Below are 24,909 nucleotides of genomic sequence, written 5' to 3'. Positions count from 1 at the left end.
GGCGCTCCGGCGCGCCGCCGCCACCGCGCTCGCTGGGCTCCGCCTCGCCCCTCGGCCTTTATGTTTGCCGGCCGCGCACTTCTGGTAGGGTAGGGCCTGTATCCTTCACCATGGCCTCCCCGGCGCGAGTCCTCGTTGTAGATGACAGCCCGACCATCCTGAAGGTCGTCAGCGCCATCCTGGCGCGCAACGGGTTCGACCCGACCGTGGCGCGCGACGGGCTCGCGGGGATCGAGCTCATCAAGAAGGGGCCGAAATACGACCTCGTCCTCCTCGATTTCGTGATGCCGAGGATGAACGGCTACGCCTTCTGCCGGGAGCTGCGGTCGAACCCGCTGCACCGCACGGTCCCCGTCGTCCTGATGAGCGCCAAGGGCGACAAGATCCGGGGGCAGTTCGTCCAGCAGACCGGCGCCGTCGACGCGATCACCAAGCCGTTCGACGCGCGCGCGCTGGTCGCGGTGATCGAGGGCGCGCTCGCGAAGACGGCGGAGGGGCGCGCGCGGCCCGTGCCCGAGGGCGCGAAGATGCCCGACGAGGACATGATCGCCGAGAGCGTGCGGCCGAGCCTCCTCGCCCGGAACATGCGCCAGCGCACCGGGGTCGACCTCGCGCAGCAGCTGGCGACGGTGATGACGCCGGCGATCATGAGCCTGTCGCCCGAGTCGCGGACGAACGAGGCGGCCGTGATGCAGGCGGTCGCCCGCGTGATGACGAACGAGGTGGTCTCCAGGCTGACCCTGACGCTCCGCGATCTCGACACGCCCCCGGAGGCGAAGGAGGTGATGAGCGGCGACGTCGCGGCGATCCCGCTCGCCGAGATCCTCCAGCTGCTCCAGATGCAGCGGCAGACGGGCGTGCTCCGGGTGGCCACGAATCGCGCGTCGGTCACGATCTCCATCCGCCAGGGGCTCATCGATCTCGTGCAGGCGCGCAACTCGTCGGACGAGTTCAAGCTCGGGCGCTACTTCATCGAGCGCGGGCTCGTGACGCGGGAGCGGCTCGAGGCGCTGCTCCGCGTGAGGATGCCGCAGACGCTGCTCGGCCAGGTGCTCGTCGAGGCGGACGTCGCGACGAACGACGATCTCATCGCCGTGCTGGAGCGCCAGTCGAGCGAGCTGATCTACGAGGTGCTGCGCTGGCCCTACGGGCGCTTCTCGTTCACGCGCGAGCCGTTCCGCCCCGAGGTCGAGCAGGCGCGCCTCGGCCTCGCCGTGTCCGCGCTGGTGCTCGAGGGGTTCCGGCGCGTCGACGAGTGGCGGCTCATGGAGGGGACGATCAACTTCGACCAGGTGGTGGTCGTGGACCAGGTCGCGCTCGACGGCGTGGGCTCGGGCAAGCTGACGCGCATCGAGGAGCTCGTGCTCGGGGCGGTCAACGGCTCGCGCACGGTGAACGAGGTGATCAAGGAGAGCGCGGTCGGCTCGTTCGACGCGATCAAGACGATCTACCAGTTCCTGCAGTCGCGCGTGCTGAGGACCCGGGCCGCCTGAGGCGAGCGCCGACGGCGGGGCGACGCGCGCGCGGCGCATCTGGACGACGCGCGACGACGCGCGCACCACATCCGGACGGCACACGCGACGCGCAGCGCGCCCTGACGAGGCCCCGCGCGTGTCGCCTGCGCCGGCCTTCCGCCTGCGATGCTCCGGTGAGCTGCTCGCCTCAGCGCGGCGCTTCCAGCGCGGCGGCATCCGCCGCCGGTGAGTCGTCTGCACGCGAAGCTCAGGCCGCCTCACAACGGGCGTAGCGCTGAGCGGGATCGCGGCGGAGAGGGCGGGATTCGAACCCGCGGATCAGTTTCCCGATCGCACGCTTAGCAAGCGTGTGCCTTCAGCCACTCGGCCACCTCTCCTGGTCTACAGGAGGATCCGCCCGGCCAGCGCTCAGCGCAGGGCCCAGTGCGGATCTCGAAGCTTCGACAGTAAAAAGAACGTTGACTCGACAGACGCTCGGCGCGGGCCGTCGAGGGAGCGGCAACATACCAAAGAGCCTGTCGCCGTGCACAGAAGATCGTGCGGGGGAGCGTCGGCGACGACCGATACCTCCAGGGGAGGGACGGCGGCCCGGAACGGCGGGCTGCCGGGCTCGACCGATGGACCTCGGGCCGGCCAGGGAGGAGGAGGGGCGCACCTGCCCAGAGAGCCCTCCATGAAGTTCAACTACATGACATTACTTATATTTTTTGCCAACCTTCCCGCCTCCCGGTCGAGCCCGGCCCCCCACCGGCCGGAGCGGAGCAGGCGTCCGCGCGGCGCCTGCGCCCGCCGCAAGGGTCATTGCGGCACGCCGTAGGCCAGGGCGAACAGCACGGCGCTGAGCGCCGCGCAGACCCCCCACGCCCGGGTCGCGCTACGGGCCAGGAAGGCAACGCACATCGCCGTCACCCAGAGCGGTACAACGAGCGCGAAGCCGAGGAGGCTCCGCGTGTCCCCGGGGAGCGGCGCAAACCGCGCGACGCACGCGCTCGCCAGGACGGCGACCGGGAGCGTGCCGACCAGCGCCGCCAGCGGGCGCAAGGGGGCATCGGGCCGGGCGAGCCGGTCGCTAGCCATGACACGCTCCTGCGAACGACAGCGCGGCGACCGCGGGAGGGCACAGGAGCGCAAGGCCCCACGCGGCGCGCGGCCACAGGGGCGCGAGCAGGACGAACAGGCTCGCGGCGCAGAGGAGCGCGGCAAAGGGAACGAGGTACGCCGCGGGGCCGGCCTCGGTCCGGCGCCACAACCCCACCGACAGCGAGAAGGAGACGGCGGCCAGGACCCGGGCCGCGATGCGCCATGCGCGCCTCCCGCGCAGCCGCGACGCGATGCCGAACGGAACGCGCTCCGGCCGCGCCGCGTGGAGCAAGGCGAAGGCGAGATACGCCGCCAGCAGCGATGCGATCTCAACCATGGGACGCCGTCTGGCCCCTGGCCATGAGCCCCGCCCCGCCATGGGCCAGCGACGCCGGCGGCTCGTCCTGCGTCGCCTGCCGAGGCGCCTCGTGCCGCGAGGCCGCCCGGCGAAGCGCCCAGGCCGAGGCGCAGAGCGCCGCAGCCACCAGGAGGAGCGCGACGTCGACCGCGACGACCGCCCCGAGCCTCGGCCCCGCGCCGAAGAGCCCCGCGCCCGACCAGCGCGCCGCGAGCGCGGGGACAGGCAGCAGCAGGAGCCCCGCGAGCCCGATCTGCCGCCACCAGAGGCGCCCGCCGTCGCGCGCGGCGAGCGCCCACGTGATGCAGAGCCCGAGCGCCGCGAGGAACGTGAGCTCCTCGGCCGCCATGCGGCCCGCCCAGTCGAGCGGGAGCGCCCGGCTCGCCAGGAAGAGCGCCGCGATCGCGACGAGGGTCCCCGCGCCGAAGCCCACGGTGAGCCGCGCGAGGAGGCGGTTGCCCAGGCTCTCGCGTCGCGCCTCCCGTCGCGCGAGCCAGATCCAGTTGCCGGTGAGGATCGTGGCGCACGTCGCCGCGGAGAGCACGAGGAACAGGATGCGCAGGGCGATGCCGCCGAAATCGGCGTAGTGAAGGCCGTAGATCCAGCGAATCACGCCGCTGCGAGCGCCCTCCGCGCCCGGCATGTCGAGGGAGAGGACCGCGCCGTCGGTCGCCCGCAGGCGCACGATGCCGCGCCCGAACGGAACTCCCTCGACCGGCCCGCGGATATCGACCGTCCCGCTGTCGAGGCCGTGATGCCGGATACGGTACCTCTCGGGCACGAACCGGGGCTCCGCCGCGCGCGCGCGCGCCGTGAGCTCGTCCAGGGTGAGGCCGCGCGCGGGCGCCCCTGGCGCCGGCTCGTCTGCGAACGACGCCCCCCAGGCCACCCGGTCCGCCCGCGCGGCGTCCCCGCCGAATACGGGACCCGTGAACACCTGCACCAGCAAGCCGAGGAAAACGAAGAACGCGCCGGTGTACGCGTACAGGACCTGAAACGGCAGGCCTATCACGCCGAGCACCTTGTGCATGTCCGACCACAGGACACGGCGCGTCTTGTCCGGCCGGAACCGATGAAACTGCCGGACGATGTCCTTCAGGTGGATGAGCACGCCGGTCGCCAGCGCGAGCAGGAGCGCGACGCACAGGAGACCGGCCACATAGAACAGCCACGCGCCGGTCGCTCGGTGCCAGAGGTAGTGCAGGTCGTAGAGGAAGTCGGACAGCCGCTCGCGCTCGGGCACCAGCCCCTCGTGGATCCACGACGAGACGCTCTCACCCTGCGAGCTGTAGAGGATCCGCGCGGCGCCCAGCCCCTCCTTGGGCAGATCGAGCCAGAGCTGCTCGGGCGCGGCGGGAGCGGCGGCGAGCCCCTGTTCGAGCGTGGCCTGGAGCCCCACCTGCTCGACGGACGAGCGCTGCTGGGTCAGGGGCTCCTCCCACACCGCGAGCTGCCTCCGGAAGAGCGTGATCCCCCCCGACAGGAACATGACGTAGAGCAAGAGCCCACCGATCACACCGGCCCATGCGTGCACGTCCCAGAAGGTCGTGAAAGCATGGCTGGAGAGCTTCTTTGCCATCGCGAGTCACACTGTCCCCTCGCGCGGAGCGCCGCGCGCCGCGCGAACTTATCGCACCTTCGCCAAGCCGTGCAGGTACCCCGGCGCCGTCAGGCCGACCTTTGGGCCGCCCTCGGCGGTGAGCTCGATCAGCGTGCTCTCCGTGGAGCCGCTCTTCTCCTCGATGGTGAAGACCCGGCCGTCGACCTCGAAAAAGGAGACGTTCGCGGGCGAGGGGGCCAGCTCCGCGATCGCCGCGGCCTCGTTCGTCGCGGTGTCCCACCGCCACCAGTGCCACGCCGGCTGGCCCGTGATCTCAGAGGTCTTGGTCTCCTCGCTGATCGTGGCGAGGCCCTCGTCGAACACCCGGAGGAAGAGGCTGTCCCCGCCCGCGGGGATGGGATCGCCCACGATCGCGCCGTCTGCCAGCTCGCCCAGGCGCAGGAGGAACTCCGGATCGAAGGCGTCCGCGTCCTTCGGGATGCGCAGCGCGCAGGGCTCGGTCTCCAGGCGCTCGACGCGATAGGCCGCCCCCGCGAGCGCCGAGCTCACGAAGTAGGCGTCGCCAGAGGCCGTCTCGACGGACTGCGTGATCCCGCCGCACCGGTCGTCGACGTCGAACCGCACCACGGTGTCCGTCTCGGTGTCGATCGCGACGAGCCCGGTCTCCGGAAGGATGGTGTCGGTCGTCTTCCAGTCGAACCACCCCACCGAGAAGAGCAGCGTCTTGCCGCGCAGGACCGAGCCATATCCGTACAGCGCCAGGTAGCCCTCGCGCGCGGTGTCCGGCAACGGGATCGTCGCTTGCACTTCCATCGTCGTGGGGTTCCACACGACAATCTGCTCGCCCGCGCGATCCGGATGGTATGCCTTCGTCGGCGAGATGACGTAATTCGTGGGCCAGAGGGCCTCCACGCCGAAGGGCTGGAGGCCGATCGCGTCTCCCTTGACGAGCGCGCTGCCACCATCGAGCGTGTACTGCGAGATCGTCGGCGACTCGGAATCACCGATGCCGAACCAGCCCTGGTCCTCGAACGCGAACAGCCTGGCCGAGCCGGTGACCTCGAGCGCCTGGGACGGGTCGACCGCCGTGCCCTGTTCGAGCGACGGCAGCACGTAAAAGTAAGAGTTGGTCGCGGTGTCGTCCCAGACGCGCGTGGCGACCACGAACGCTGGCCCGCCCACGCCGCCGCCGCCGCTGCCGCTGCCGCTGCCGCTCGGGTTCGGCTCGTCGTCCCCGCAGCCGCTGTTGCCCAGCGCCACGGCGAGGAGCCCGATCGCGAGGAGCGCGGTGCCCGCGCGCCTCGATGCCGGCGAGTTGTTCCAGATGGTTCTCATGACTTCTCCTGACTCTCCATCACATCTCCAGCATGGCCTTGGAAAAGAAAGCCCGTCCGGGCCGCTGGGTGCCGTAGAAATCGAAGGCGGGCTCGTCGGTGAGGTTATGGGCTTCGATGGTGAAGCTCAGGGTGCGCGGCGCGAGGCGCGCGACGTAGGTGAGCGCGAGCGAGTGCAGGAGCTGCGAGGACACCTTGGCCTTGCTCGCGATCAGGCCCGAGTTCGCCCAGCCGACGTAGAATTCGTGCACGTAGCGCGTGTCCCAGGTGAGCGAGACCGCGTCGCGCGCCGCGAAGACCTGCTGGAGCTGCACGCGCGCCGAGCCGTTGGCGAAGAGCCACGGCCGGTTCGGCATCCGTTCGCCCTGGGATCCAGCGAAGTTCCCCTCGCCGGACGTCTTGCGAAAATCGTCATAGGTGATGTTGCCGTCGAGGGCGACGTGCTCTCCCGGCGACGTCCAGCCGGCGGCGGCCTCGATGCCCAGCGACCGGGCCCCCGTGACATGGATGTAGGTGAGCTCGTCCGGGCGGTTGTTCAGCACGATGAGCCGATCGATCGCGCGGAGAAAGCCGTTCGCGTCGAGCCGCCACGCGCCCGACGCGGTGTCGCGCGCGTCGATCGTGAAGCCGAGGTTCGCGTTGTGGCTCGTCTCGGGCTTGAGCGCGAGGTTGGCGAGGATCATCGCCCCGTCGCCGAACACCTCGACGGGTCGCGGGAGCCGCGTCGCCCACTCGTAGGACGCCTTGGCGTAGAGCCACTCGGAGACGCGATAGCGGAGGCCGTCGCCGACGCCGAGGCGATGGGTGTCGCGCTCCCGCCGGCTGAAGCCCCCGCCGAGCCCCAGGAGGGGCTCCTTCGCGCGGAGCAGCTGCACGTAGTCTTTCACGAAGAAGCTGTTCTCCAGGCGATCGTCGAGCAGGTTGAGCTGGTGCTCGACGCCGTGCACCCAGGTGAGCATGCTGCGCTCGGCGCTGAGCGGGTCGCGGGCCAGGGGGTTCGCCTGCCTGCGCTCCTCTCCCGTGCGCGTGATGAACGTGGGAGACACGGAGATCTGCAGCGCGTGCTCCGGGTGGGGCCGGTAACGGAGGTTCAGGCGGCCGAGGCCGCTGTGCTCCCAGAACACCTGATCCCGAGGGGGCCTCCGGTCCTCGCCCGGCACGGTGCGCTGGCGGACGCAGCGGCCGAGCCAGTCGTAGATGCACTTGCTGACATCGAGGAAGGTGGCGCGCCCGTACGTGTACCCGAGGAGCGCTTCGAGGGCGACGCCTCGGCCGAGCCCTTGCTCGTACTGGAGCGTCGCGCCCGGCACGGTCTCGCCGTTCGTGACCTCGCCATAGGGCTCCCTCGGCTCCTTGATGGCGGCGAACTTGTGCTGATGCTCCTTGTCGTAGTCGGTGACGAAGGCGCGCAGGAGCAGCCGCCGAGCCCAGGGCCGGTTCACGAAGCCGAGCTCGGCGCTCCCGCCCGCCGCCCGGTAGGCGTCGTGGAAGCGATAGGCGCGGGCGGGTCCCTCGCGCCCGGTCGTGAGGTCCGCCGCCACGACATCCATCGGGTAGTCGTTCTTCGCGGCGTCGAAGAAGCCGCTCACGCGGGTGAAGAAGCCGCTCGGCTCGTGCAGGTGCCGCGCCGAGAGCGTGAGCCGGTGGGTGTCGTAGGAGCCGATCTCGTAGGACGCCGCGCCATGGGTGCCGCGGACGTCCCGATCCGTGACCAGGTTGACGGCCCCGCCCAAAGCGTCGGCGCCGAGGCGCACCGGGACCACGCCGCGGTAGATCTCGACGCGCTCGACAAGGTTCACAGGCACGTTCGAGATGCCGAACGGGTACCCCGCGAGGTCGAGCGGCACGCCGTCGAGAAAGAAGCGTATCTGTTCGTCCGTGAGACCGTTCAGCGAGAAGCGCGTCCACGAGCCGAGCCCCGCGCTCCGCCGCACGCCGACGCCCTCGGTGCGGGCGAGCACCTCGCCCATGTCGGCGGTCCTCCGCTTCGCCTCCTCGATCTCGATGACCTTGATCGCCTGCGCGGACTGCCGGAGGCGCTCGGCCATCGCGGCGCCGCGCACGGTCACCTCGGCGGGCGCTGCGCCGGTCGCCTGGGCCGGCCCCTGGGCCGGCGGCGGAGTGGTCCCTGCGGTACGCGTGGCCGCGACCCCGCTTCCACCCTTCGCCGAGGAGGAGGGCTCGGCTGGGGGCTCCTCGGGGAGCCGGAGCTCGTAGCTGTAGAGGATCCGTGCAGCGATCGGCGTGCCGTCCCGGCGCGCCGGCGTGAAGCGGGACCGGAGCACCGCCGCACGGGCGGCCTCGTCGAAGCCGTCGCCCCTTGGACTCATGACCTCGGCCTCGGTCACGCGCCCCGCCGCGTCGATCAGGAGCTTCAACACGACGTTGCCCTCCCGTCGTGCCGCTCGGGATTCCTGTGGGACCTCGGCCTCGGCGAGCTCGAGGAGCTGCGGCGGCTCGATCCGGGGGCCTTCGGCGCCGGGCGGTGAGCGATCGAGGCCCGGCGAGCCAGCGGCAGGCGCGCTCACGCTCGGCTCTCGGTCACCCCCGGCGCGCTCGGGCATGCCGCCGCTCTGAGCGAACGCTGACGCCTGCACGCTGAGCAGCAGGAAGGTCAACACCCCTGCATGCGGGCCTCGAAGCGCGAAAGGACCTCGCGCCGCCGCGTCCACCCTTGACCCGGCCGGCGGTTCGGGACGCGGGGGTCGGGGAACCGAGCTGACGTCCATGTACAAAACTTCCAGTAATTTAAATGAAAACCGAAATCAATTTCATTCGCTCACGGGCCGTACCTCCAGGGCGTAATATTTCATTATCACTGTAAAATCGACCGCGCTCAACCTCGGGCTCGGCGCCAGCCCAGGACGCGTCCGCCCAAGACGCACGCTCCCCTTGACAGTCCCGGCGCTGACACGTATCAGGTGACCATCGATAATGAAAACGATATTCATTTTCGATGTATGATACAGTACCATGACGGCTCACGGCGCCGCGTCACCGGGGACCCCGTTACGCGGGCCGTGTCGAACGCGTCTTCCTCCGTGCGCAACGCGCGCGTGCTCCTACCGGGCAATCCGTCCGCTCGACGTCCGCCGAGAACAAGCACGCGCTCGCTCGGTCAACGAGCTGCAAGCAAACAAGATCACAACCCAAGGAAACACATGGATCTTCGGCATATCAATGAGCTCCAACAAGTCATCGAGCGCCTCACGGAGTTCGCTTCTCGGGTCAAGGAGAGCTCCGGGGACACAACGCTTCGCCAGGAGGCCCAAGGCCAACTCGACGTCTTAGCTCAATTGCCCGGCGTCCTGAAATACTTCTTTGTCGACGAGGAGAAGAACAGCGCTCTGATCCGAACCCCGGACGCAGAGATCTTGCGAGCACCCACCCATTCGGACAAGGAGTTCTCCTGCACTCCAATTTTCATTATCGGAAATCGGAGATCGGGAACGACGCTGCTGTCTTACCTGCTCAATGCCGCGGACGGTTTGTCAGCCGTCCCGGAGGCCTTTGTTGCGGGCGACATCGTCACGATGGACCGGTTGTTCACCACCGGCCATCGCACGATGAAGGCGCTCGATGAGCCGTTCCCGCGCTTTCTCCTGAGGATCGGCCGCTTGATCGACTCGATATACAGCGAATACGCGGCGCGCAAGGGCAAGCGGCGATGGGCCTCGAAGGAGTTATTCATTCCTCACAGACTGGATCTTCTAGATGCAGTATTCGATTACCGCGCCCAGTTCATCTATGCGGCACGACACGGATTCAGCGTGGCACACTCGTGCGCCTCGAGATTTCCGATGCGCGACGGGTTGCCGCTGAACGGCAACACGAGCCTGGATGTCGAAACATACCTCAACGAATGGATCTCGAACAATGAGTCGACGATGGACTTTTACGAGAGGAACATGAACCGATGTCTCCTCGTCCGATACGAGGAGCTCACGAACGACCCTCTATCGACAGGAAAGAAACTGTTCGAGTTTCTGCGTGAGCCATGGACAGACGATCTTGTGAATAAGCGATTGGGCGACCAACGGCTTCATGGCATGGGGGACAACAAGATTTTCGCCACAGGGGGTAAGATCCTCGCCGCGGAAGAGCCCTGGCGCAAGTGGCCCAAGGCCTTGTTGTCCACGCTCGGCCGCAAGGCCAATCCTACCCTTCAGCGTCTCGGGTACGACATTGAGGGATGAGATCCATCGGATCCTCACACACGAAGACGGATGGATGGGCATCGTACCCTGAATGGCATTGATACTGCCCTGATCAAGGCGCGAGTCACCTGCCCCGGAACCGCCGAGGCGGGCGCGGCTCGGGTCGCCTGGCCAGGTCCCCCGGATCGGCCGGGGCGTGACCGCCGCCGCGCCCGTCGCCGCGAGCCCGGCGGGGAGCGGCTCGGCCGGGGGCTCCTCAGGCAGCCGGAACTGCAGGCGTAGAGGATCCGTGAAGCGACCGGCTCCCGCCCGGCGCACCGGTGAAGCGGAACCAGAGCGCCTCTTCACACCACGGAACCGACGTTCAGGACGGTCTTTTCGCTTGACCCCCCTGGGTCGGTATTCCATACAACGGCGTCTCAGAAGTTGATCATCATTTTCATTTTCAACAAAACGTCGACAGGCGTGCGTCGCACGCGCTGAGGGCGCATTCAGCGCTTCGCGCTCACGACACGTTGCGTCATCAGGTCTGGAGCCCAGGACCTGGTGAACGGGACTGCTTTGTCGTCGGGCTGTCTTTTTCGACCGGAGCTGAGGTGGCGATGGAGTCGAACCGATCAGAGACGCGCGCGATCAGCGATCGCGGCGCGGCCGAGCCCGCGACGCTTGTCGCGCTGCTCCGACGTCGCGCGGAGCAGCGCCCGTCGGCGCACGCCTATACCTTCCTGCTCGACGGGGAGACGGACGCTCGCTCGATGACGTACGGCGAGCTGGATCGGCGGGCGCGCGCGCTCGCCGCGGAGCTCCAGACCGGCGCGCAGGCGGGGGAGCGCGCGCTGCTCCTGGTGCCGCCAGGGCTCGACTTCATCGCCGCCTTCTTCGGCTGCCTCTACGCGGGGCTCATCGCGGTGCCGGTCCCGCTGCCCCAGCGGAAAAGCGGGCTGCTCCGCGTGCTGGCCATCGTGCGCGACTGCCGCCCGAGCGTCGTGCTCACCACCGAGGCGTTCCTCGGCGCCGTGGCGATGCTCCGCGACGATCCGAGCCTCGCCGAGCTGAGCCACCTGCGCTGCATGGCCGTCGACACGGTCCGGGACGGCCAGGAAGACGCCTGGCGAGCGCCGCGCGTGACGGCCGAGACCGTGGCGTTCCTCCAGTACACCTCCGGCTCGACCGGGACGCCCAAGGGCGTGGTGCTCACGCACGGCAACCTGCTGCGCAACGAGCTCCTGATCCAGCGCGCGTTCGCGCACACCGAGGAGAGCGTGATCGTGGGGTGGCTGCCGCCGCACCACGACATGGGGCTCATCGGCAACATCCTGCAGCCGCTCTACGTGGGCGTGCCGTGCATCCAGCTCTCGCCCGAGCAGTTCCTGATGCGGCCGCGGCGCTGGCTGGACGCGATCTCGCGCTACCGGGCCACGACGAGCGGCGGGCCGAACTTCGCGTACGAGCTGTGCATCCGCAAGATCCCCCCGGATCAGCGGGAAGGGCTCGACCTCAGCTCATGGAAGGTGGCCTTCAACGGGGCCGAGCCGATCCGGGCAGCGACGCTCGACCGCTTCGCCGAGGCGTTCGCGCCGGCGGGGTTCCGGCGCGCCGCGTTCTACCCCTGCTACGGGCTGGCCGAGGCGACGCTGCTCGTCAGCGGCGGAGCGGCGGACGCGCCGCCGGTCGTGCGCGCGGTCGACCGCGCCGCGCTGGAGCAGGGGCGCGCCGTGTTCGATCCGCGCGATCCGCAAGCCGGTCTCACCCTGGTGGGCTGCGGGGGATCGCCGGCCGGTGACGAGGTGCTGATCGTCGATCCCGAGGCGCACCGGACCTGCGAGGGCGAGCGGGTCGGCGAGATCTGGGTGGCCGGTGCGAGCGTGGCCCAGGGCTACTGGGAGCGGCCGGAGGACACGACAGCGACGTTCGAAGCGCGGCTGTCCACGGGAGAAGGGCCGTTCCTGCGGACCGGCGATCTCGGGTTCCTCTCGCGCGGCGAGCTCTACGTGACCGGCCGGCTCAAGGACCTGATCATCGTCCGCGGGCGCAACCTGTACCCGCAGGACATCGAGCTCACCGCCGAAGGGAGCCATCCGAGCCTGCGCGCCGGCGGCGGCGCGGCGTTCTCCGTGGACGTGGACGGCGAGGAGCGCGTCGTCATCGTCCAGGAGCTCGGACGGCGCGCCTCGGCGTCGACGGATCCGGCGGAGCTCGGCGCGGCGATCCAGAACGCGGTGGCCGATCGGCACGAGGTCGCGGTCCACGCGGTCGTGCTCATCAAGCCGGGGAACCTGCCGCGGACGACGAGCGGCAAGGTGCAACGGAGGGCGTGCCGCGGCCGGTTCCTGGACGGCTCCCTGGACGCCGTCTGGCGATCGACGCTCGACGCGCCGGCGGGCGCCGAGGCCGAGATCGCCGAGCCGCCGCTGACCGCGCTGGAGACGGCGCTGGCGGACATCTGGGCCGAGGTGCTGGGACGCGCGCGGGTCGGCCGGAGCGAGGAGTTCCTGAGCCTGGGCGGCGATTCGCTGCGGGCCATGCAGGTGAGCGGCCGGGTGAGCGAGGCCCTAAGCATCGACGTGGGGCCGGCGCAGCTCTTCGAGTCGACGACGGTCGCCGCGCTGGCGGCCTGGATCGAGGCCAGGCAGGACAGCGCGCCCGCGGGCGGATCGACGGCCGGCGCCGCGCCGCTCACGCCGGGTGACCGGCCGGAGCGACTGCCGCTGTCCCTCGTGCAAGAGCGCCTGTGGTTCCTCGAGCACCTGGTCGCCGGGGCGCCCGTCTACCACATCGCGGCGGCCCTGCGGCTCTCCGGAGCCCTCGATACGAGCGCCCTGGAGCAGGCGGTGACCGCGCTCGCGGCCCGCCACGAGGCGCTGCGCACGAGCTTTCCGTCGGTCGCAGGGCAGCCCGTCCAGAGGATCGCGCAGCCCGCGAAGGTGGCGCTGCCGATCCAGGACCTGAGCGCGCTCGCCGAGGAGGACCGGGAGCCGGCGCTGCAAGCGCTCCTTCGCGAGGAGGCGCGGCGCGCGTTCGACCTCGCGGAGGCGCCGCCCGTGCGCTGGACGCTCGTCCGCAACGGCGAGCAGGAGCACGCGCTGGCGCTCACCTGCCATCACCTGATCGCGGACGGCTGGTCGATGAACGTGCTCCTGCGGGAGCTGTCGGCGCTGTACGGCGCCTTCTCGGCCGGGCGCGCTCCGGAGCTCGCGCCGCTCCCGGTCCAGCCAGCGGATCACGCGCTGTGGCAGCGCCGGGCGGAGCCGGGGGCGACGCGCGAACGGGAGCTCTCGTACTGGCGCGAACGGCTGAAGGGGCCTGTGCCGCCCCTCGAGCTGCCCACGGATCGACCGCGGCCCTCGGTCCAGACCTACGCGGGCGCGCGCGAGGAGATCGCGCTGCCGCCGGAGCTCGTGGCGCGGCTGACCGCCCTCGGGCGGGGGGCGGGCGCGACCCTGTTCACGACGGTGGCAGCAGGGCTGTTCGCGCTGCTGCACCGGTACACGGGCCAGAGCGATGTCTGCATCGGCACGCCGGTCGCCGCGCGGCCGCGGGCGGCGCTGGAGGGCGTCGTCGGGTGCTTCCTTAACACGCTGGCGCTGCGCGTCGACCTGACCGGGGATCCGCGCGTGGCGGAGCTCATCGCCCGCGTCCGGGCGGCGGTCACCGAGGGGCAAGCGCACCAGGAGGTGCCGTTCGAGCGGGTGCTGGAGGCGCTGTCCCTCGAGCGGAGCCTCAGCCACACACCGCTGTTCAACGTGATGCTCGCCATGGATCCGGCGCCCGAGCAGGGGGCGGAGATCCCCGGCCTGTCGATCGGCGCGCAGCGGGTGGACACGGGGACAGCCCAGTTCGATCTGGCGCTCAACCTGACCCCGGACGGCCAGGGAGCGCGCGGCGCCTGGGAATACAACACCGACCTCTTCGACAGGACCACGGTGGCGCGCATGGCGCGGCACCTGGTCGCGATCCTCGAGGGCTTCGTCGCCGCGCCGGAGGCCCAGCTGTCCGATCTGCCGATGATGGATGCGGACGAGCAAAGGCTGGTCGTGCGCGGCTGGAACGCGACCGAGCGGGCATATCCGGGCGAGCGGCTCGTGCACGAGCTGTTCGAGGCGCAGGCCGAGCGGACGCCGGACGCGGTGGCTGTCCTCTTCGGCGAGCAGCGGCTGAGCTATCGAGAGCTCGACGCGCGCGCCAACCGGGTGGCCCACGCCCTGCGGCGCCGCGGCGTCGGGCCCGACGTGCTCGTGGCCATCGCCGCGGAGCGCTCGGCCGAGCTGGTCGTCGGGCTGCTCGGCATCCTCAAGGCCGGCGGCGCCTACGTGCCCATCGACCCGGATTACCCGGCCGACCGCATCGCCTTCATGCTCGACGACGCGGCCGCCACCGTCCTGCTCAGCCAGTGGCCCGTCGCGTCGCGCCTGCCGCCGCACCGCGCGGAGGTGCTCTGCCTCGACGCCGATCGCGCCCAGATCGACCGAGAGCCCGCGACAAAACCCGCCGTGGCGCTCTCGCCCGACAACCTCGCTTACACCATCTACACCTCGGGCTCGACCGGGCGGCCCAAGGGCGCCGGCAACAGCCACAGCGGCCTGCTCAACCGGCTGCAATGGATGCAGGAGCGCTTCGGGCTCACCGCCGAAGACCGGGTGTTGCAAAAGACGCCCTTCAGCTTCGATGTCTCGGTCTGGGAGTTCTTCTGGCCTTTGATGACCGGCGCGGGCCTCGTCGTCGCGAGGCCCGGCGATCACCGCGACGGCGAGCGGCTCATCGACCTCATCACGCGCCACGCCGTCACCACCCTGCACTTCGTCCCGCCCATGCTCCAGGCCTTCCTGGAGACGCCCGGCGCCGCCTCGTGCCGGTCGCTGCGCCGGGTCGTCTGCAGCGGTGAGGCGCTGCCGGCCGAGCTCGCGCGGCGCTGCTTCGAGCGGCTGCCCGACGCCGAGCTGCACAACCTGTACGGGCCCACCGAGGCGTCCATCGATGTCACCGCCTGGGCCTGCCAGCCACACGACACGTCGGCCTCGGTGCCCATCGGGACACCCATCGCCAACACCCAGATCTACCTGCTCGACCGCCACGGCCAGCCCGTGCCGGTGGGCGTCGCCGGAGAGCTGTACATCGGCGGCGTCGGCCTCGCGCGCGGCTATCACCAGCGGCCCGCCCTCACCGCCGAGCGCTTCGTGCCCGATCCGTTCGGCGCCGCGGCGGGAGGGCGGCTGTACCGCACCGGGGATCTCGCTCGACACAGGCCCGATGGGGCCGTCGAGTTCCTCGGACGCCTCGACCACCAGGTCAAGATCCGCGGGCTGCGCGTCGAGCTCGGCGAGATCGAGGCGCGCCTGCTCCAGCACCCCGGCGTCGGCGAGGCCGTCGTCCTCGCGCGCGACGTGGCGCACGGCGGCAAGCGCCTCGTCGCGTACGTCGCCGGCCAGGGCGGCGCCGCGCCGGAGCCGGCGTCGCTGCGGGACTGGCTCGCCGAAGCGCTCCCGGCCTACATGGTGCCGGCGCCCATCCTCGTGCTGGACCGGCTGCCGCTGTCGCCGAACGGCAAGGTCGACCGCCGCGCGCTGCCCGCGCCCGAGCAGGTCGACGCGCCGGCCCGGGTCACGACGCCGCCACGAACCGACCTCGAGCGCGCCATCGCGGCGATCTGGAGAGACGTCCTCTCGGTCCCGCAGGTCGGCGTTGACGACAACTTCTTCGATCTGGGCGGACACTCGCTCTTGCTGGCCAAGGTCCACAGCCGCCTGCGCGAGGAGCTCGACCGCGCGCTGCCGATGCTTGTCCTGTTTCAACACCCCACCATCGCGTCGCTCGCAGCGGCACTGAGCCAGGAAGCCAGCGAGCCGGCGCCCGAGGAGGGAGAGCGGAGCGCCGAGCGGGCGAGCGCCGCGCAGCAGCGGCGCGGGGAGATCTTCGCGCGACGGCGCGGCGGGCGCGGCGAGCAGGAGACAAAGAAATGACACCGAGCAGCGGCGAATCCCGGACGGGGCTGGAGCTCGCGATCATCGGCATGGCCGGGAGATTCCCGGGCGCGCGGGACGTGGCGGCGTTCTGGCAAAACCTCTGCGCAGGCGTCGAGTCCGTCGCGATCCTCACCGACGAGGAGCTCCTCGCCGCGGGCGTGGATCCGGCGCTGATCGCGCGGCCCGACTACGTGCGGGCGCGCGCGGTGCTCGGCGACATCGACCTGTTCGACGCCGAGCTCTTCGGGTTCACGCCGCGCGAGGCCGCCGCGCTGGACCCGCAGCACCGGCTGTTTCTGGAGTGCGCGTGGGAGGCGTTCGAGAACGCCGGGATCGACCCGGAGCGCGCGCGGGGGCCGGTCGGCGTCTACGCGGGATCGAGCCTGAGCGGGTACCTGGCCCACCTCTTCCCCGACGGGCCGCGGCTGCAGTCGGCGGCCGACGTCGCGGCGCTCCTCGCGCTCGACAAGGACTTCCTGACGACCCGCGTGTCGTACAAGCTGAACCTGGAGGGGCCGAGCATCGCGGTGCAGACGGCCTGCTCCACGTCGCTCGTCGCCGTGCACCTGGCCTGCCAGGGGCTGCTCACCGGCGAGTGCGATCTCGCGCTGGCCGGCGGCGTCTCGATCGGCGTCCCGCAGAAGGTCGGGTATCTCTACCAGGAAGGCGCGATCGCGTCGCCCGACGGCCACTGCCGCGCCTTCGACGCGGGGGCCCGCGGCACCGTCGGCGGCAGCGGCGTGGGCGTGGTGCTGCTCAAGCGGCTCGACGACGCGATCGCCGATCGGGACGCGATCGTCGCGGTGATCAAGGGGTCCGCCGTCAACAACGACGGCCGGGCCAAGGTCGGCTACACCGCGCCGCGCGTCGAGGGGCAGGCCGGCGTGATCCGCGCCGCCCACACGGCCGCGGGCGTCGAGGCGGACTCCATCGCCTACGTGGAGGCGCACGGCACCGGGACGCCGCTCGGCGATCCGATCGAGATCGCCGCGCTGACCCAGGCCTTCCGGGCCACGACCGACCGGCGAGGGTTCTGCGCGATCGGATCGGCGAAGACCAACGTCGGGCACCTGGACGCGGCCGCGGGCGTGACCGGGCTGATCAAGGCGGCGCTCACCGTGGCGCACGGGCGCATCCCGCCCAGCCTGCACTTCCGCGCCCCCAACCCCGCGCTCGACCTCGAGAACAGCCCGTTCTACGTGGCCGCCGAGCTCGCGGCGTGGACGCCCACGGGCGCGCCGCGCCGCGCCGGGGTGAGCGCCTTCGGGCTCGGCGGGACCAACGCGCATGTCGTCCTGGAGCAGGCGCCGGCCCCGCCGGAGGCGGATCCGCCGCGGGCGTGCGAGCTCCTCGTGCTGTCGGCGCGGTCGAGCGCGTCGCTCGAGCGCCTGACGGAGGCGCTCGCGGAGCACCTGGAGACCCACGCGGAGCTCGAGCTCGGCGACGTCGCGCACACGCAGCAGCTCGGCCGCAGGGGCTTCGCCCACCGCCGCGCGGTGGTGTGCCGCTCGCGGGAGGAGGCGGCGCGGGCGCTCCGCGATCGCAGCGACGCGCTGCGCACGGGCGAGCCCGTGGCCGGGCCGCGGCCGGTCGCGTTCCTGTTCCCCGGGCAGGGCACCCACCGCCCCGACATGGGGCGCGATCTGTACGAGACCGAGCCGGTGTTCCGGGCCGAGGTCGACGCGTGCGCGTCGCGGCTCGAGCGCCACCTGGGCACCGACATCCGGGCGCTGCTGTTCCCCGCGCCGGCGGAGCTCGAGGAGGCCGCGCAGCGCCTCGACCGCACGTCGATGACGCAGCCGGCCCTCTTCGTCGTCGAGTACGCGCTCGCCCGGCTGTGGATGGCCTGGGGCCTGACCCCCGACGCGATGCTGGGGCACAGCGTGGGCGAGTACGTGGCGGCGTGCGTGGCAGGGTGCCTGTCGCTCGACGACGCCCTCTCGCTGGTCGCGGCGCGGGGGCGGCTGATGGAGGCAACGCCGGACGGGGCGATGCTCGCTGTGTCGGCGTCCGAGGCCGAGGTGGCGGGCTGGGTCGGCGACGAGGTCGCGCTGGCGGCCGTGAACGGGCCGCGGCAGTGCGTGCTGTCGGGCCGGGCGGCGGCGATCCAGCGGGTCGAGCGCGAGGCGGGGGGGCGCGGGATCGAGGTCCGCCGGCTGCGCACGTCGCGCGCGTTCCACTCGCACCTGATGGAGGGCGCCCTCGCGGGGTTCGGCGAGGCGGTGGGCAGGGTCACGCTGCGCGCGCCGCGGATCCCGTGGGTCTCGAACGTGACCGGGACCTGGATCACCGCGGGCGAGGCGCAGGACCCGGGTTACTGGGTGCGGCACCTGCGGAGCACGGTCCGCTTCGCGGAGGGCGTGGCGGCCTTGCGGGAGCAGTCGGAGCGGATCTTTCTGGAGGTCGGGCCGGGGCAGACGCTCACCGCGCTGTGCCGGCAGCTCGCGGCGGGGTCGCTCGCGCTGGCGTCGCTGCCCGCGGTCCGCGAGCCGGGAGCGGCGGGCGCGGCGCTGCTCGACACGGTCGGGCAGCTCTGGGTGGCCGGCGCTCGGGTGGACTGGGCCGGCCTGCAGGCAGGACGGCGCCGACGGCGCGTCGCGCTGCCGGCAACCCCGTTCGAGCGAAAGCGGTACTGGCTGGAGCGCCCCCAGACGACGGGGCGAGGGGTCGGGCCAACCTCAACCTCGGTCGGGTCAACCTCAACCTCGGTCGGGTCAACCTCAACCCCGGTCGGGTCAACCTCAACCTCGGTCGGGTCAACCTCAACCCCGGTCGGGTCAACCTCAACCTCGGTCGGGTCAACCTCAACCTCGGTCGGGTCAACCTCAACCCCGGTCGGGTCAACCTCGGTTGGGACGTCTGGTCTGGGTGGATTTTTCTATGTGCCCTCGTGGAAGCGCGCCCCGCTGGAAGCGCTTCCGCCCGGAGGCGACGAGGCGCACTGGGTCGTCTTCGCGGACGAGGGGGAGATCGGCCTCCGGATCGTGGAGCGGCTGGAACGCGCCGGCCGGCGGGTCACCCGGGTCAGGAGCGGCGAGCGCTTCGAACGCCTGACCGAGCACGCCTTCACGCTTCGCCCGGATCAGCCCGAGGACTACGCCGCGCTGGCCCGGGAGCTCGGTACGAACGCAGAGCAGCCCACGCGGGTCGTCCACGCCTTCAGCCTCGACGGCGCGCACAAGGCGCAGCTCGACCCCGGCGCGCTCCAGGAGGCGCAGCGCCGGGGCTCGATGAGCCTGCTCTGGCTCGCGCGGACGCTGGGCAAGCTGCCGGGAGGCGCCCACCTTGTCGCGCTCGCCAGCGGCCTGCACGACCTGACCGGGCGAGAAACCCTGCGCCCGGAGCACGCCACGCTGCTCGGGATCTGCCGGAGCGTCCCGCTGGAGTACCCGCTCGTCCGCTGCCGCATGATCGACCTCGAGGCCACCCGCCCGGACGCCGCGGAGGTCGATGGGGTCGTCGAGCGGATCCTCGCGGAGGCGCGATCCGACGCCGACGACCCCGTCGTCTCGTACCGCGGGCCCCACCGCTGGGTACCCACCGTCGAGCCGGTCCCGCTGAAGGCGGCGCAGGGAACGCCCCCCCTGCTGCGAGAGCGCGGCGTCTACCTCATCACCGGCGGGCTGGGCGGCGTCGGGCTATGGCTCGCGGACTACCTCGCCCGCACCACGCACGCACGGCTGATCCTCACGAGCCGCTCGGCTCCCACCGACGAGCAGCGCCTGCGCCTGCAGGCGCTCGAGCAGGCCGGCGCCGAGGTGGTGGCGCTGCGCGCTGACGCCACCGACGCGGCGCAGATGCGCGCCGCCGCGCGCGAGGCGATCGATCGGTTCGGCGCCCTGCACGGCGTGATCCACGCAGCCGGGGTCGCGGGCGGCGGGCTCATCGAGCGGCTGACGGCGGACGCGCTCGACGCAGAGCTGGCCCCCAAGGCGCTCGGCGCGCTCGCGCTCGACGAGATCGCGCGCTCCTTCCAGCCCGACTTCGTCCTGCTCTGCTCCTCGGTCACCGCGCTGAGCGGCGGCCTCGCGCGGGCAGGCTACGCGGCCGCCAACGCGTTCCTCGACGCGTTCGCGCAATCCTGCGCGCGCCGCGCAGGGCCGTACACGGTCTCCGTCAACCTCGATCGCTGGCGAAACGTCGGCATGGCGGCCCGCGCCGAAGCGCGCCTCCTCGCCCTGGGGCTCGACGACGTGATCCTCGACGGGATGAGCCCGGAGGAAGGGCAGCAGGTCTTCCACCGCGTCCTCAGCCAGGCGGCGCTGCCGCAGGTGATCGTCTCGGTCCGCCCGCTCCAGGGCCTGCCCAGCGACGACGAGGGCGCCGCCCTGGCCCGGCGGCTCGGCGCGGGCAACGCCGCCGCGGCCGACCGCAGCCACGAGCCGCCCGGGCGCGCCGGAGCAGCGACCGCCAGCGCCGCCGAGCGCCCCTCGCCCGAGGCGGTGACGGCGCAGGTGACGGCGATCTGGGCGCGGGCGTTCGGCCTCGATCCCATCGACCCCGGGAAAGACTTCTTCGCGCTCGGCGGCGAGTCGCTCCTCGCCCTGCAGATCCTCAACCGCATCCGGGAGACGTTCCAGGTGGAGGTGCCGCTCCGCGAGTTCTTCGAGCGGCCGACGGTGGCCGCGCTCGCGGAGCGCGTCCACAAGGCGCGAGGGCAAGCGCCCGCGAGCCCCGAGCCGGCGCTGATCGCGCTGCCCCGGACCGCGCGGCGGCGCCCTGGCGCCGAGGGCACGCAGGCGCCGGCGCGCCCGGACGGCGAGCCGGTCCCCTCGAAGGAACCGAAGGAGAACGGGTGATGAGCGTGCTCGGCTTCCTCATGCGCCGCGCCTTCCGGCCCCTCCTGCTCGCCATCGCCACAGGCGTGATCAGCGGGCTCTCCGGCGCCGGCATCATCGCGCTCGTCCAGGACGCGCTCTCGGCAGACGGCCGCCCCGCCGCGCAGCTGGCGTGGGCGTTCGCGGGGCTCGCCGTGCTCGGCGTGCTGAGCAAGGCCGTCTCCCAGGTGCTCCTGACCCGGCTGGGACAGGCCATGATCGCGGAGCTTCGCATGCAGCTCAGCCGGCGCATCCTCGAAGCGCCGCTGCGCCGCGTCGAGCAGCTCGGCCCCCACCGGCTCCTGGCGGCGCTCAACGACGATCCGGCCGTCATCACGCAGGCGTACGTCGTCCTGCCCCTCCTGTGCGTCAACGTGGCCACCGTCCTCGGCTGCCTGGCCTATATCGGGCGGATCTCGTGGCCGGCGCTGGCGATCGTGCTCGGCGCCATGGCGATCGGCGCCGTGCTCTTCCGGGCGCACGACCGGCGCGCGATCCGCTCCTTCGCGCGCGCCCGCGAGACGAGCGACGCCCTGTTCCAGCACTTCCGCGGGCTGACGAGCGGGATCAAGGAGCTCAAGATGCACGGCGGGCGCGGGCGGGCGTTCCTCTACGACGCCCTCGGCGGCAGCCTCGCGACGTACCAGCGGGACTTCGTGGCGGGCACGACCGAGTTCTCCATCGCGATCGGCTGGGGCACGCTGCTCTTCTACGCCGTCCTCGGGCTCACGCTGTTCGCTCTCCCGGCCTGGGTAGGGCTGACGGCGCCGGCGATGTCCGGCGTGGTGCTGGCGATGCTCTTCCTGCTGACGCCGTTCGCGCAGACGGTCGAGCTCCTGCCGGCCGTCGGGCGGGCCAGCATCGCGCTCTCGAAGGTGAGCGAGCTCGGCCTCGCGCTGACGCCGGAGATCGAAGCACCGCAGGCGCCGCCGCGCGCCGATGGCGCCCGCGCAGCCTGGAAGCGCATCGAGCTCTGCGGCGTCACGCACCGTTATTACCGCGAGAAGGAAGACGGGAGCTTCCAGCTCGGGCCCATCGATCTGACCTTCCAGCCCGGCGAGATCGTGTACCTCGTGGGCGGCAACGGCAGCGGCAAGACGACGCTGTCCCTCCTGCTCCTCGGCCTCTACACGCCGGAGTCCGGCGAGATCCGGCTCGACGGCGTGCCCGTCGACGACGCGAGTCGCGAGCCGTATCGACAGCTCTTCTCGGTCGTCTTCGCGGAATACTACCTCTTCGAGCAGCTGCTCGGCCTGAACGGCCCCGGCGTCGACGAGCGCGCCCGCCGCTATCTCGAGCGGCTGCAGCTCGATCACCGGGTGCGCGTCGAGGAGGGCGCCCTCCGCGTGAGCGGGCTGTCGCAGGGGCAGCGCAAGCGCCTCGCCCTGCTCACCGCCTACCTGGAGGACCGGCCGTTCTACGTCTTCGACGAGTGGGCTTCCGACCAGGACCCGCAGTTCCGGAAGATCTTCTACACCGAGCTCCTGCCGGAGCTCCGGGCGAGGGGCAAGACCGTCCTCGTGATCACGCACGACGACCAGTACTTCGCGCTCGCGGATCGCTGCCTGCGGCTCGACTTCGGCCGCCTGACCGAGCTGCCCGCGGCCCCCGCCGTGACCGGCGTGGAGCCGCGAGCGGCGCGGGAAGAGCACGCCGCGAGCGCCCGCGTCGACGAGGGCGGCCGGGCCCGATCCGCGCAGGCTCTCCGCCTCCAGCTCGAGCAGCAGGCCGCGCTGGAGACCGGCGTCCGCGGTCACGAGGCCTCGAAGGCGACGGAGCACGAGGTATGAGGCGCAACGTCCGCTCACGCCTCCTCTCGGCGCTCATCCCGCTGGCGATCGCCGGCTGCGCGGAGGCCCCCCAGGGCGCCACCCGCGCCCCGGCGCCGCGCGCCGGCAGCGCGGTGACCGTGTCCGGCCTCGAGGACGCGGTGACGATCGCGTCCGATCGCCTGGGGATCCCCGCGATCCGCGCCGCCTCGCGGGAGGACGCCCTCCGGGCCCTCGGCTTCGTCACGGCGCGCGATCGGCTGTTCCAGCTGGACCTGCTCCGGCGAAGCAGCGGAGGACGGCTCGCGGAGGTCCTCGGACGCGATCTGCTGGAGGCCGACACCCGGCAGCGGCTGTACGGCGTCCCGCAGGCCGCGGCGGCGATCCTGGCGCGCCTGCCCGGCAGCCAGCGCGCCGCGCTCGACGCGTACGCCGAGGGCGTCAACGCCTATCTCCGCGGCGCGGAGACGCTGCCTGTCGAGTTTCGCCAGCTGGGCTATCGGCCCGAGCCGTGGCGCCCTGAGGACAGCGTCCTCGTCGTGCTGGAGATGTTCCGAGCCCTCAGCGCGACCGAGGACGCGGAGCGGATGCACACGGTCCTGACACGCAGCCTCCCGAAGGGCGTGACGTCCTTCCTGCTCGAGGACACCGACCCTTACACGAAGGCGCTGCTCGGCGCGCAGGCGCCGGCGTCGCCGCCGCTGCCGGTCGAGGAGCTGCGGGCGCTCGTGGCGCAGAGCCGGAGGGCGCGGGCGCCGAGCGCGGGCGTGCTCGGCGAGGACGCGGGCGAGGCGCCGGTCGGCTCGAACGGCTGGGCGGTGGCCGGCCAGAGGACGCGAGACGGCCGCGCCATCGTCGCGAACGACATGCACCTGGAGCTCGGCGTTCCCAACATCTGGTATCGCGCGGAGCTCCGTTATGGCGACCGCGAGCTCGCGGGCGTCGTGCTGCCCGGCGTGCCCGTCATCATCGTGGGGACGAACCGCCATGTCGCCTGGGCCATGACCAACCTGATGGGCGACGTGATGGACCTCGTCCGGATCGAGGTCCACCCCGAGCGCCCCGACGCCTACCGGACACCCTCCGGCTGGGAGCGGTTCGACGTCGCGCAGGAGACCATCAAGGTCCGCGGCGGGCCCGACACCACCGTCGCGGTCCGCAGGACGATCTGGGGGCCTGTCGCGCCGCAACCGCTCCTCGGAGCGCCGGTCGCGATCCGCTGGACGGCGCTCGATCCGGAGGGGGTCGACCTCGGGCTCCTCGAGATGGATCGGGCCCGGAGCGTCGACGAGGCGGCCGCCGTGATGAACGCCGCCGGCGGGCCCGGGTGCAACGTGCTGCTCGCGGATCGGCGCGGCCGCGTCGCGTGGACGGTGACCGGGCGCATGCCCCGGCGCCGCGGGCTCGACGGCGCGATCAGCGTCTCCTGGGCGGACGGGCGCGCGGGCTGGGACGGTTACCTGCCCCCCGCCGCGCTGCCGCGCGTCGTGGATCCGCCGTCGGGGTTCGTCGTCAACGCCAACCACCGCATGCCGCTCGCCGAGGGCGCGCCGGTGCTCGGCCGCGATTACGCGCACGGCTACCGCGCCTACCGCATCACCGAACGCCTGCGCGAGGCGCGCCCGGTCGCCGAGGCGGACCTGCTGGCGGTGCAGCTCGATACGCGGGCCGAGCACTTCGGCTTCTACCGCGACCTCGCGCTGCGCGCGCTCGGCGAGGAGGCCGCGTCGAGGCGGCCGGCGCTCGCCGAGGCGCGGCGCGCGCTGACGGCGTGGGACGGCCGGGCGGACGCGTCCAGCGTCGGGCTGCCGCTCCTTTCGCGGTTCCGGCGCGCCCTGGCCGACGAGGTGTTCGCCGCGTGGCTCGCCCCGAGCCGCGCCGCGGAGCCGACCCTGGAGCTCGATCTGCCCGACATCGACACGCCCTTGCAGCGCGCGCTCGACGAGCGGTCGCCCGATCTCGTGCCGGCGCCGGAGGGCGGCTGGGACGCCTTCGTCCTCGCGGCGCTGGAGAGGGCCATGACGACGCTCCGGCAGGAGCACGGCGCACGGCCCCTCGATCAGCTCGAGTGGGGCGCGGTGAACCGGGTGCGGATCGCGCACCCGCTCGGCGCGAGCCCGGATCTCGCCGCGCGCCTCAACATGCCCGACGAGCCGCTCCCGGGGTGCGGCTCCTGCGTGCGCCTGGCGAGCCGCAGGTTCGGCGCCAGCGAGCGGCTCGTCGTCTCGCCGGGGCACGAGACGGAAGGAATCCTGCACATGCCGGCCGGGCAATCCGGCGACCCGACGTCGCCCCACTACCGCGATCAGCAGCGCGCGTGGGTCGACGGGCGGCCGCTGCCGCTCCTGGCGGGCCCGGCCGCGCACACGCTCACGCTCGTTCCCGAGCGCCGATGACA

The 24,909-nt window shown here is 71.9% G+C and carries 11 protein-coding genes and 1 tRNA gene; 6 read left to right on the top strand and 6 right to left on the bottom strand.

Annotated features, from left to right (window positions below; all coding sequences use genetic code 11):
- The first annotated feature begins 110 nt into the window (after positions 1-110).
- Positions 111-1,493, top strand: coding sequence for a DUF4388 domain-containing protein (locus WMF36_RS43135; protein ID WP_437576678.1), 1,383 nt, complete (start codon positions 111-113; stop codon positions 1,491-1,493).
- 272 nt (positions 1,494-1,765) lie between these two features.
- Here WMF36_RS43135 and WMF36_RS43130 read toward each other — a convergent pair.
- The 6 genes from WMF36_RS43130 to mxcH form a co-directional block, all read right to left on the bottom strand.
- A tRNA-Ser gene (locus WMF36_RS43130) sits at positions 1,766-1,852 on the bottom strand.
- A 421-nt stretch (positions 1,853-2,273) separates the two neighbouring features.
- Positions 2,274-2,552, bottom strand: coding sequence for a hypothetical protein (locus tag WMF36_RS43125; RefSeq protein WP_437576677.1), 279 nt, complete (start codon positions 2,550-2,552; stop codon positions 2,274-2,276).
- Positions 2,545-2,892 carry a hypothetical protein gene (locus WMF36_RS43120; protein ID WP_437576676.1) on the bottom strand — a complete coding sequence of 116 codons (348 nt, stop codon included), beginning with the start codon at positions 2,890-2,892 and terminating at the stop codon, positions 2,545-2,547. The genes WMF36_RS43125 and WMF36_RS43120 overlap by 8 nt, the downstream gene beginning before the upstream one ends.
- Positions 2,885-4,492, bottom strand: a complete 1,608-nt coding sequence (locus WMF36_RS43115) for a PepSY-associated TM helix domain-containing protein (RefSeq protein ID WP_437576675.1) — start codon at positions 4,490-4,492, stop codon at positions 2,885-2,887. The genes WMF36_RS43120 and WMF36_RS43115 overlap by 8 nt, the downstream gene beginning before the upstream one ends.
- 48 nt (positions 4,493-4,540) lie before the next feature.
- Positions 4,541-5,809: a hypothetical protein gene (locus WMF36_RS43110; RefSeq protein ID WP_437576674.1), complete on the bottom strand. Its 1,269-nt coding sequence runs from the start codon at positions 5,807-5,809 to the stop codon at positions 4,541-4,543.
- A gap of 19 nt (positions 5,810-5,828) precedes the next feature.
- On the bottom strand, positions 5,829-8,429 hold the full coding sequence (gene mxcH, locus WMF36_RS43105) for a TonB-dependent siderophore myxochelin receptor MxcH (protein WP_437576673.1): 2,601 nt from the start codon (positions 8,427-8,429) through the stop codon (positions 5,829-5,831).
- A 540-nt stretch (positions 8,430-8,969) separates the two neighbouring features.
- On the opposite strand from mxcH, the gene WMF36_RS43100 reads away from it, so the two are divergent.
- The 5 genes from WMF36_RS43100 to WMF36_RS43080 all read left to right on the top strand — a co-directional run bounded on the left by WMF36_RS43100 (position 8,970) and on the right by WMF36_RS43080 (position 24,907).
- Positions 8,970-10,004, top strand: a complete 1,035-nt coding sequence (locus tag WMF36_RS43100; protein WP_437576672.1) for a sulfotransferase family protein — start codon at positions 8,970-8,972, stop codon at positions 10,002-10,004.
- A gap of 563 nt (positions 10,005-10,567) precedes the next feature.
- On the top strand, positions 10,568-15,922 hold the full coding sequence (locus WMF36_RS43095) for an amino acid adenylation domain-containing protein (protein WP_437576671.1): 5,355 nt from the start codon (positions 10,568-10,570) through the stop codon (positions 15,920-15,922).
- A complete protein-coding gene (locus WMF36_RS43090; protein ID WP_437576670.1) occupies positions 15,919-20,724 on the top strand; it encodes a type I polyketide synthase in 4,806 nt (1,601 codons plus the stop codon). Before WMF36_RS43095 ends, WMF36_RS43090 begins: the two co-directional genes overlap by 4 nt.
- A complete protein-coding gene (locus WMF36_RS43085; protein ID WP_437576669.1) occupies positions 20,724-22,532 on the top strand; it encodes a cyclic peptide export ABC transporter in 1,809 nt (602 codons plus the stop codon). Before WMF36_RS43090 ends, WMF36_RS43085 begins: the two co-directional genes overlap by 1 nt.
- Positions 22,529-24,907, top strand: coding sequence for a penicillin acylase family protein (locus WMF36_RS43080; protein ID WP_437576668.1), 2,379 nt, complete (start codon positions 22,529-22,531; stop codon positions 24,905-24,907). Before WMF36_RS43085 ends, WMF36_RS43080 begins: the two co-directional genes overlap by 4 nt.
- Positions 24,908-24,909: the final 2 nt, after the last annotated feature.

Origin of the sequence: Sorangium sp. So ce887, from assembly GCF_051521455.1 — a bacterium.
Taxonomy (GTDB): domain Bacteria; phylum Myxococcota_A; class Polyangia; order Polyangiales; family Polyangiaceae; genus Sorangium.
This window is presented reverse-complemented; position numbering and strand designations above follow the sequence as displayed.

Coding starts and splice junctions, on each gene's coding strand:
- WMF36_RS43095 (WP_437576671.1), top strand. CDS start 10,568: ATGGAGTCGAACCGATCAGAGACGCGCGCGATCAGCGATCGCGGCGCG.
- WMF36_RS43115 (WP_437576675.1), bottom strand. CDS start 4,492: ATGGCAAAGAAGCTCTCCAGCCATGCTTTCACGACCTTCTGGGACGTG.
- WMF36_RS43080 (WP_437576668.1), top strand. CDS start 22,529: ATGAGGCGCAACGTCCGCTCACGCCTCCTCTCGGCGCTCATCCCGCTG.
- WMF36_RS43110 (WP_437576674.1), bottom strand. CDS start 5,809: ATGAGAACCATCTGGAACAACTCGCCGGCATCGAGGCGCGCGGGCACC.
- WMF36_RS43120 (WP_437576676.1), bottom strand. CDS start 2,892: ATGGTTGAGATCGCATCGCTGCTGGCGGCGTATCTCGCCTTCGCCTTG.
- WMF36_RS43090 (WP_437576670.1), top strand. CDS start 15,919: ATGACACCGAGCAGCGGCGAATCCCGGACGGGGCTGGAGCTCGCGATC.
- WMF36_RS43125 (WP_437576677.1), bottom strand. CDS start 2,552: ATGGCTAGCGACCGGCTCGCCCGGCCCGATGCCCCCTTGCGCCCGCTG.
- WMF36_RS43085 (WP_437576669.1), top strand. CDS start 20,724: ATGAGCGTGCTCGGCTTCCTCATGCGCCGCGCCTTCCGGCCCCTCCTG.
- WMF36_RS43100 (WP_437576672.1), top strand. CDS start 8,970: ATGGATCTTCGGCATATCAATGAGCTCCAACAAGTCATCGAGCGCCTC.
- WMF36_RS43135 (WP_437576678.1), top strand. CDS start 111: ATGGCCTCCCCGGCGCGAGTCCTCGTTGTAGATGACAGCCCGACCATC.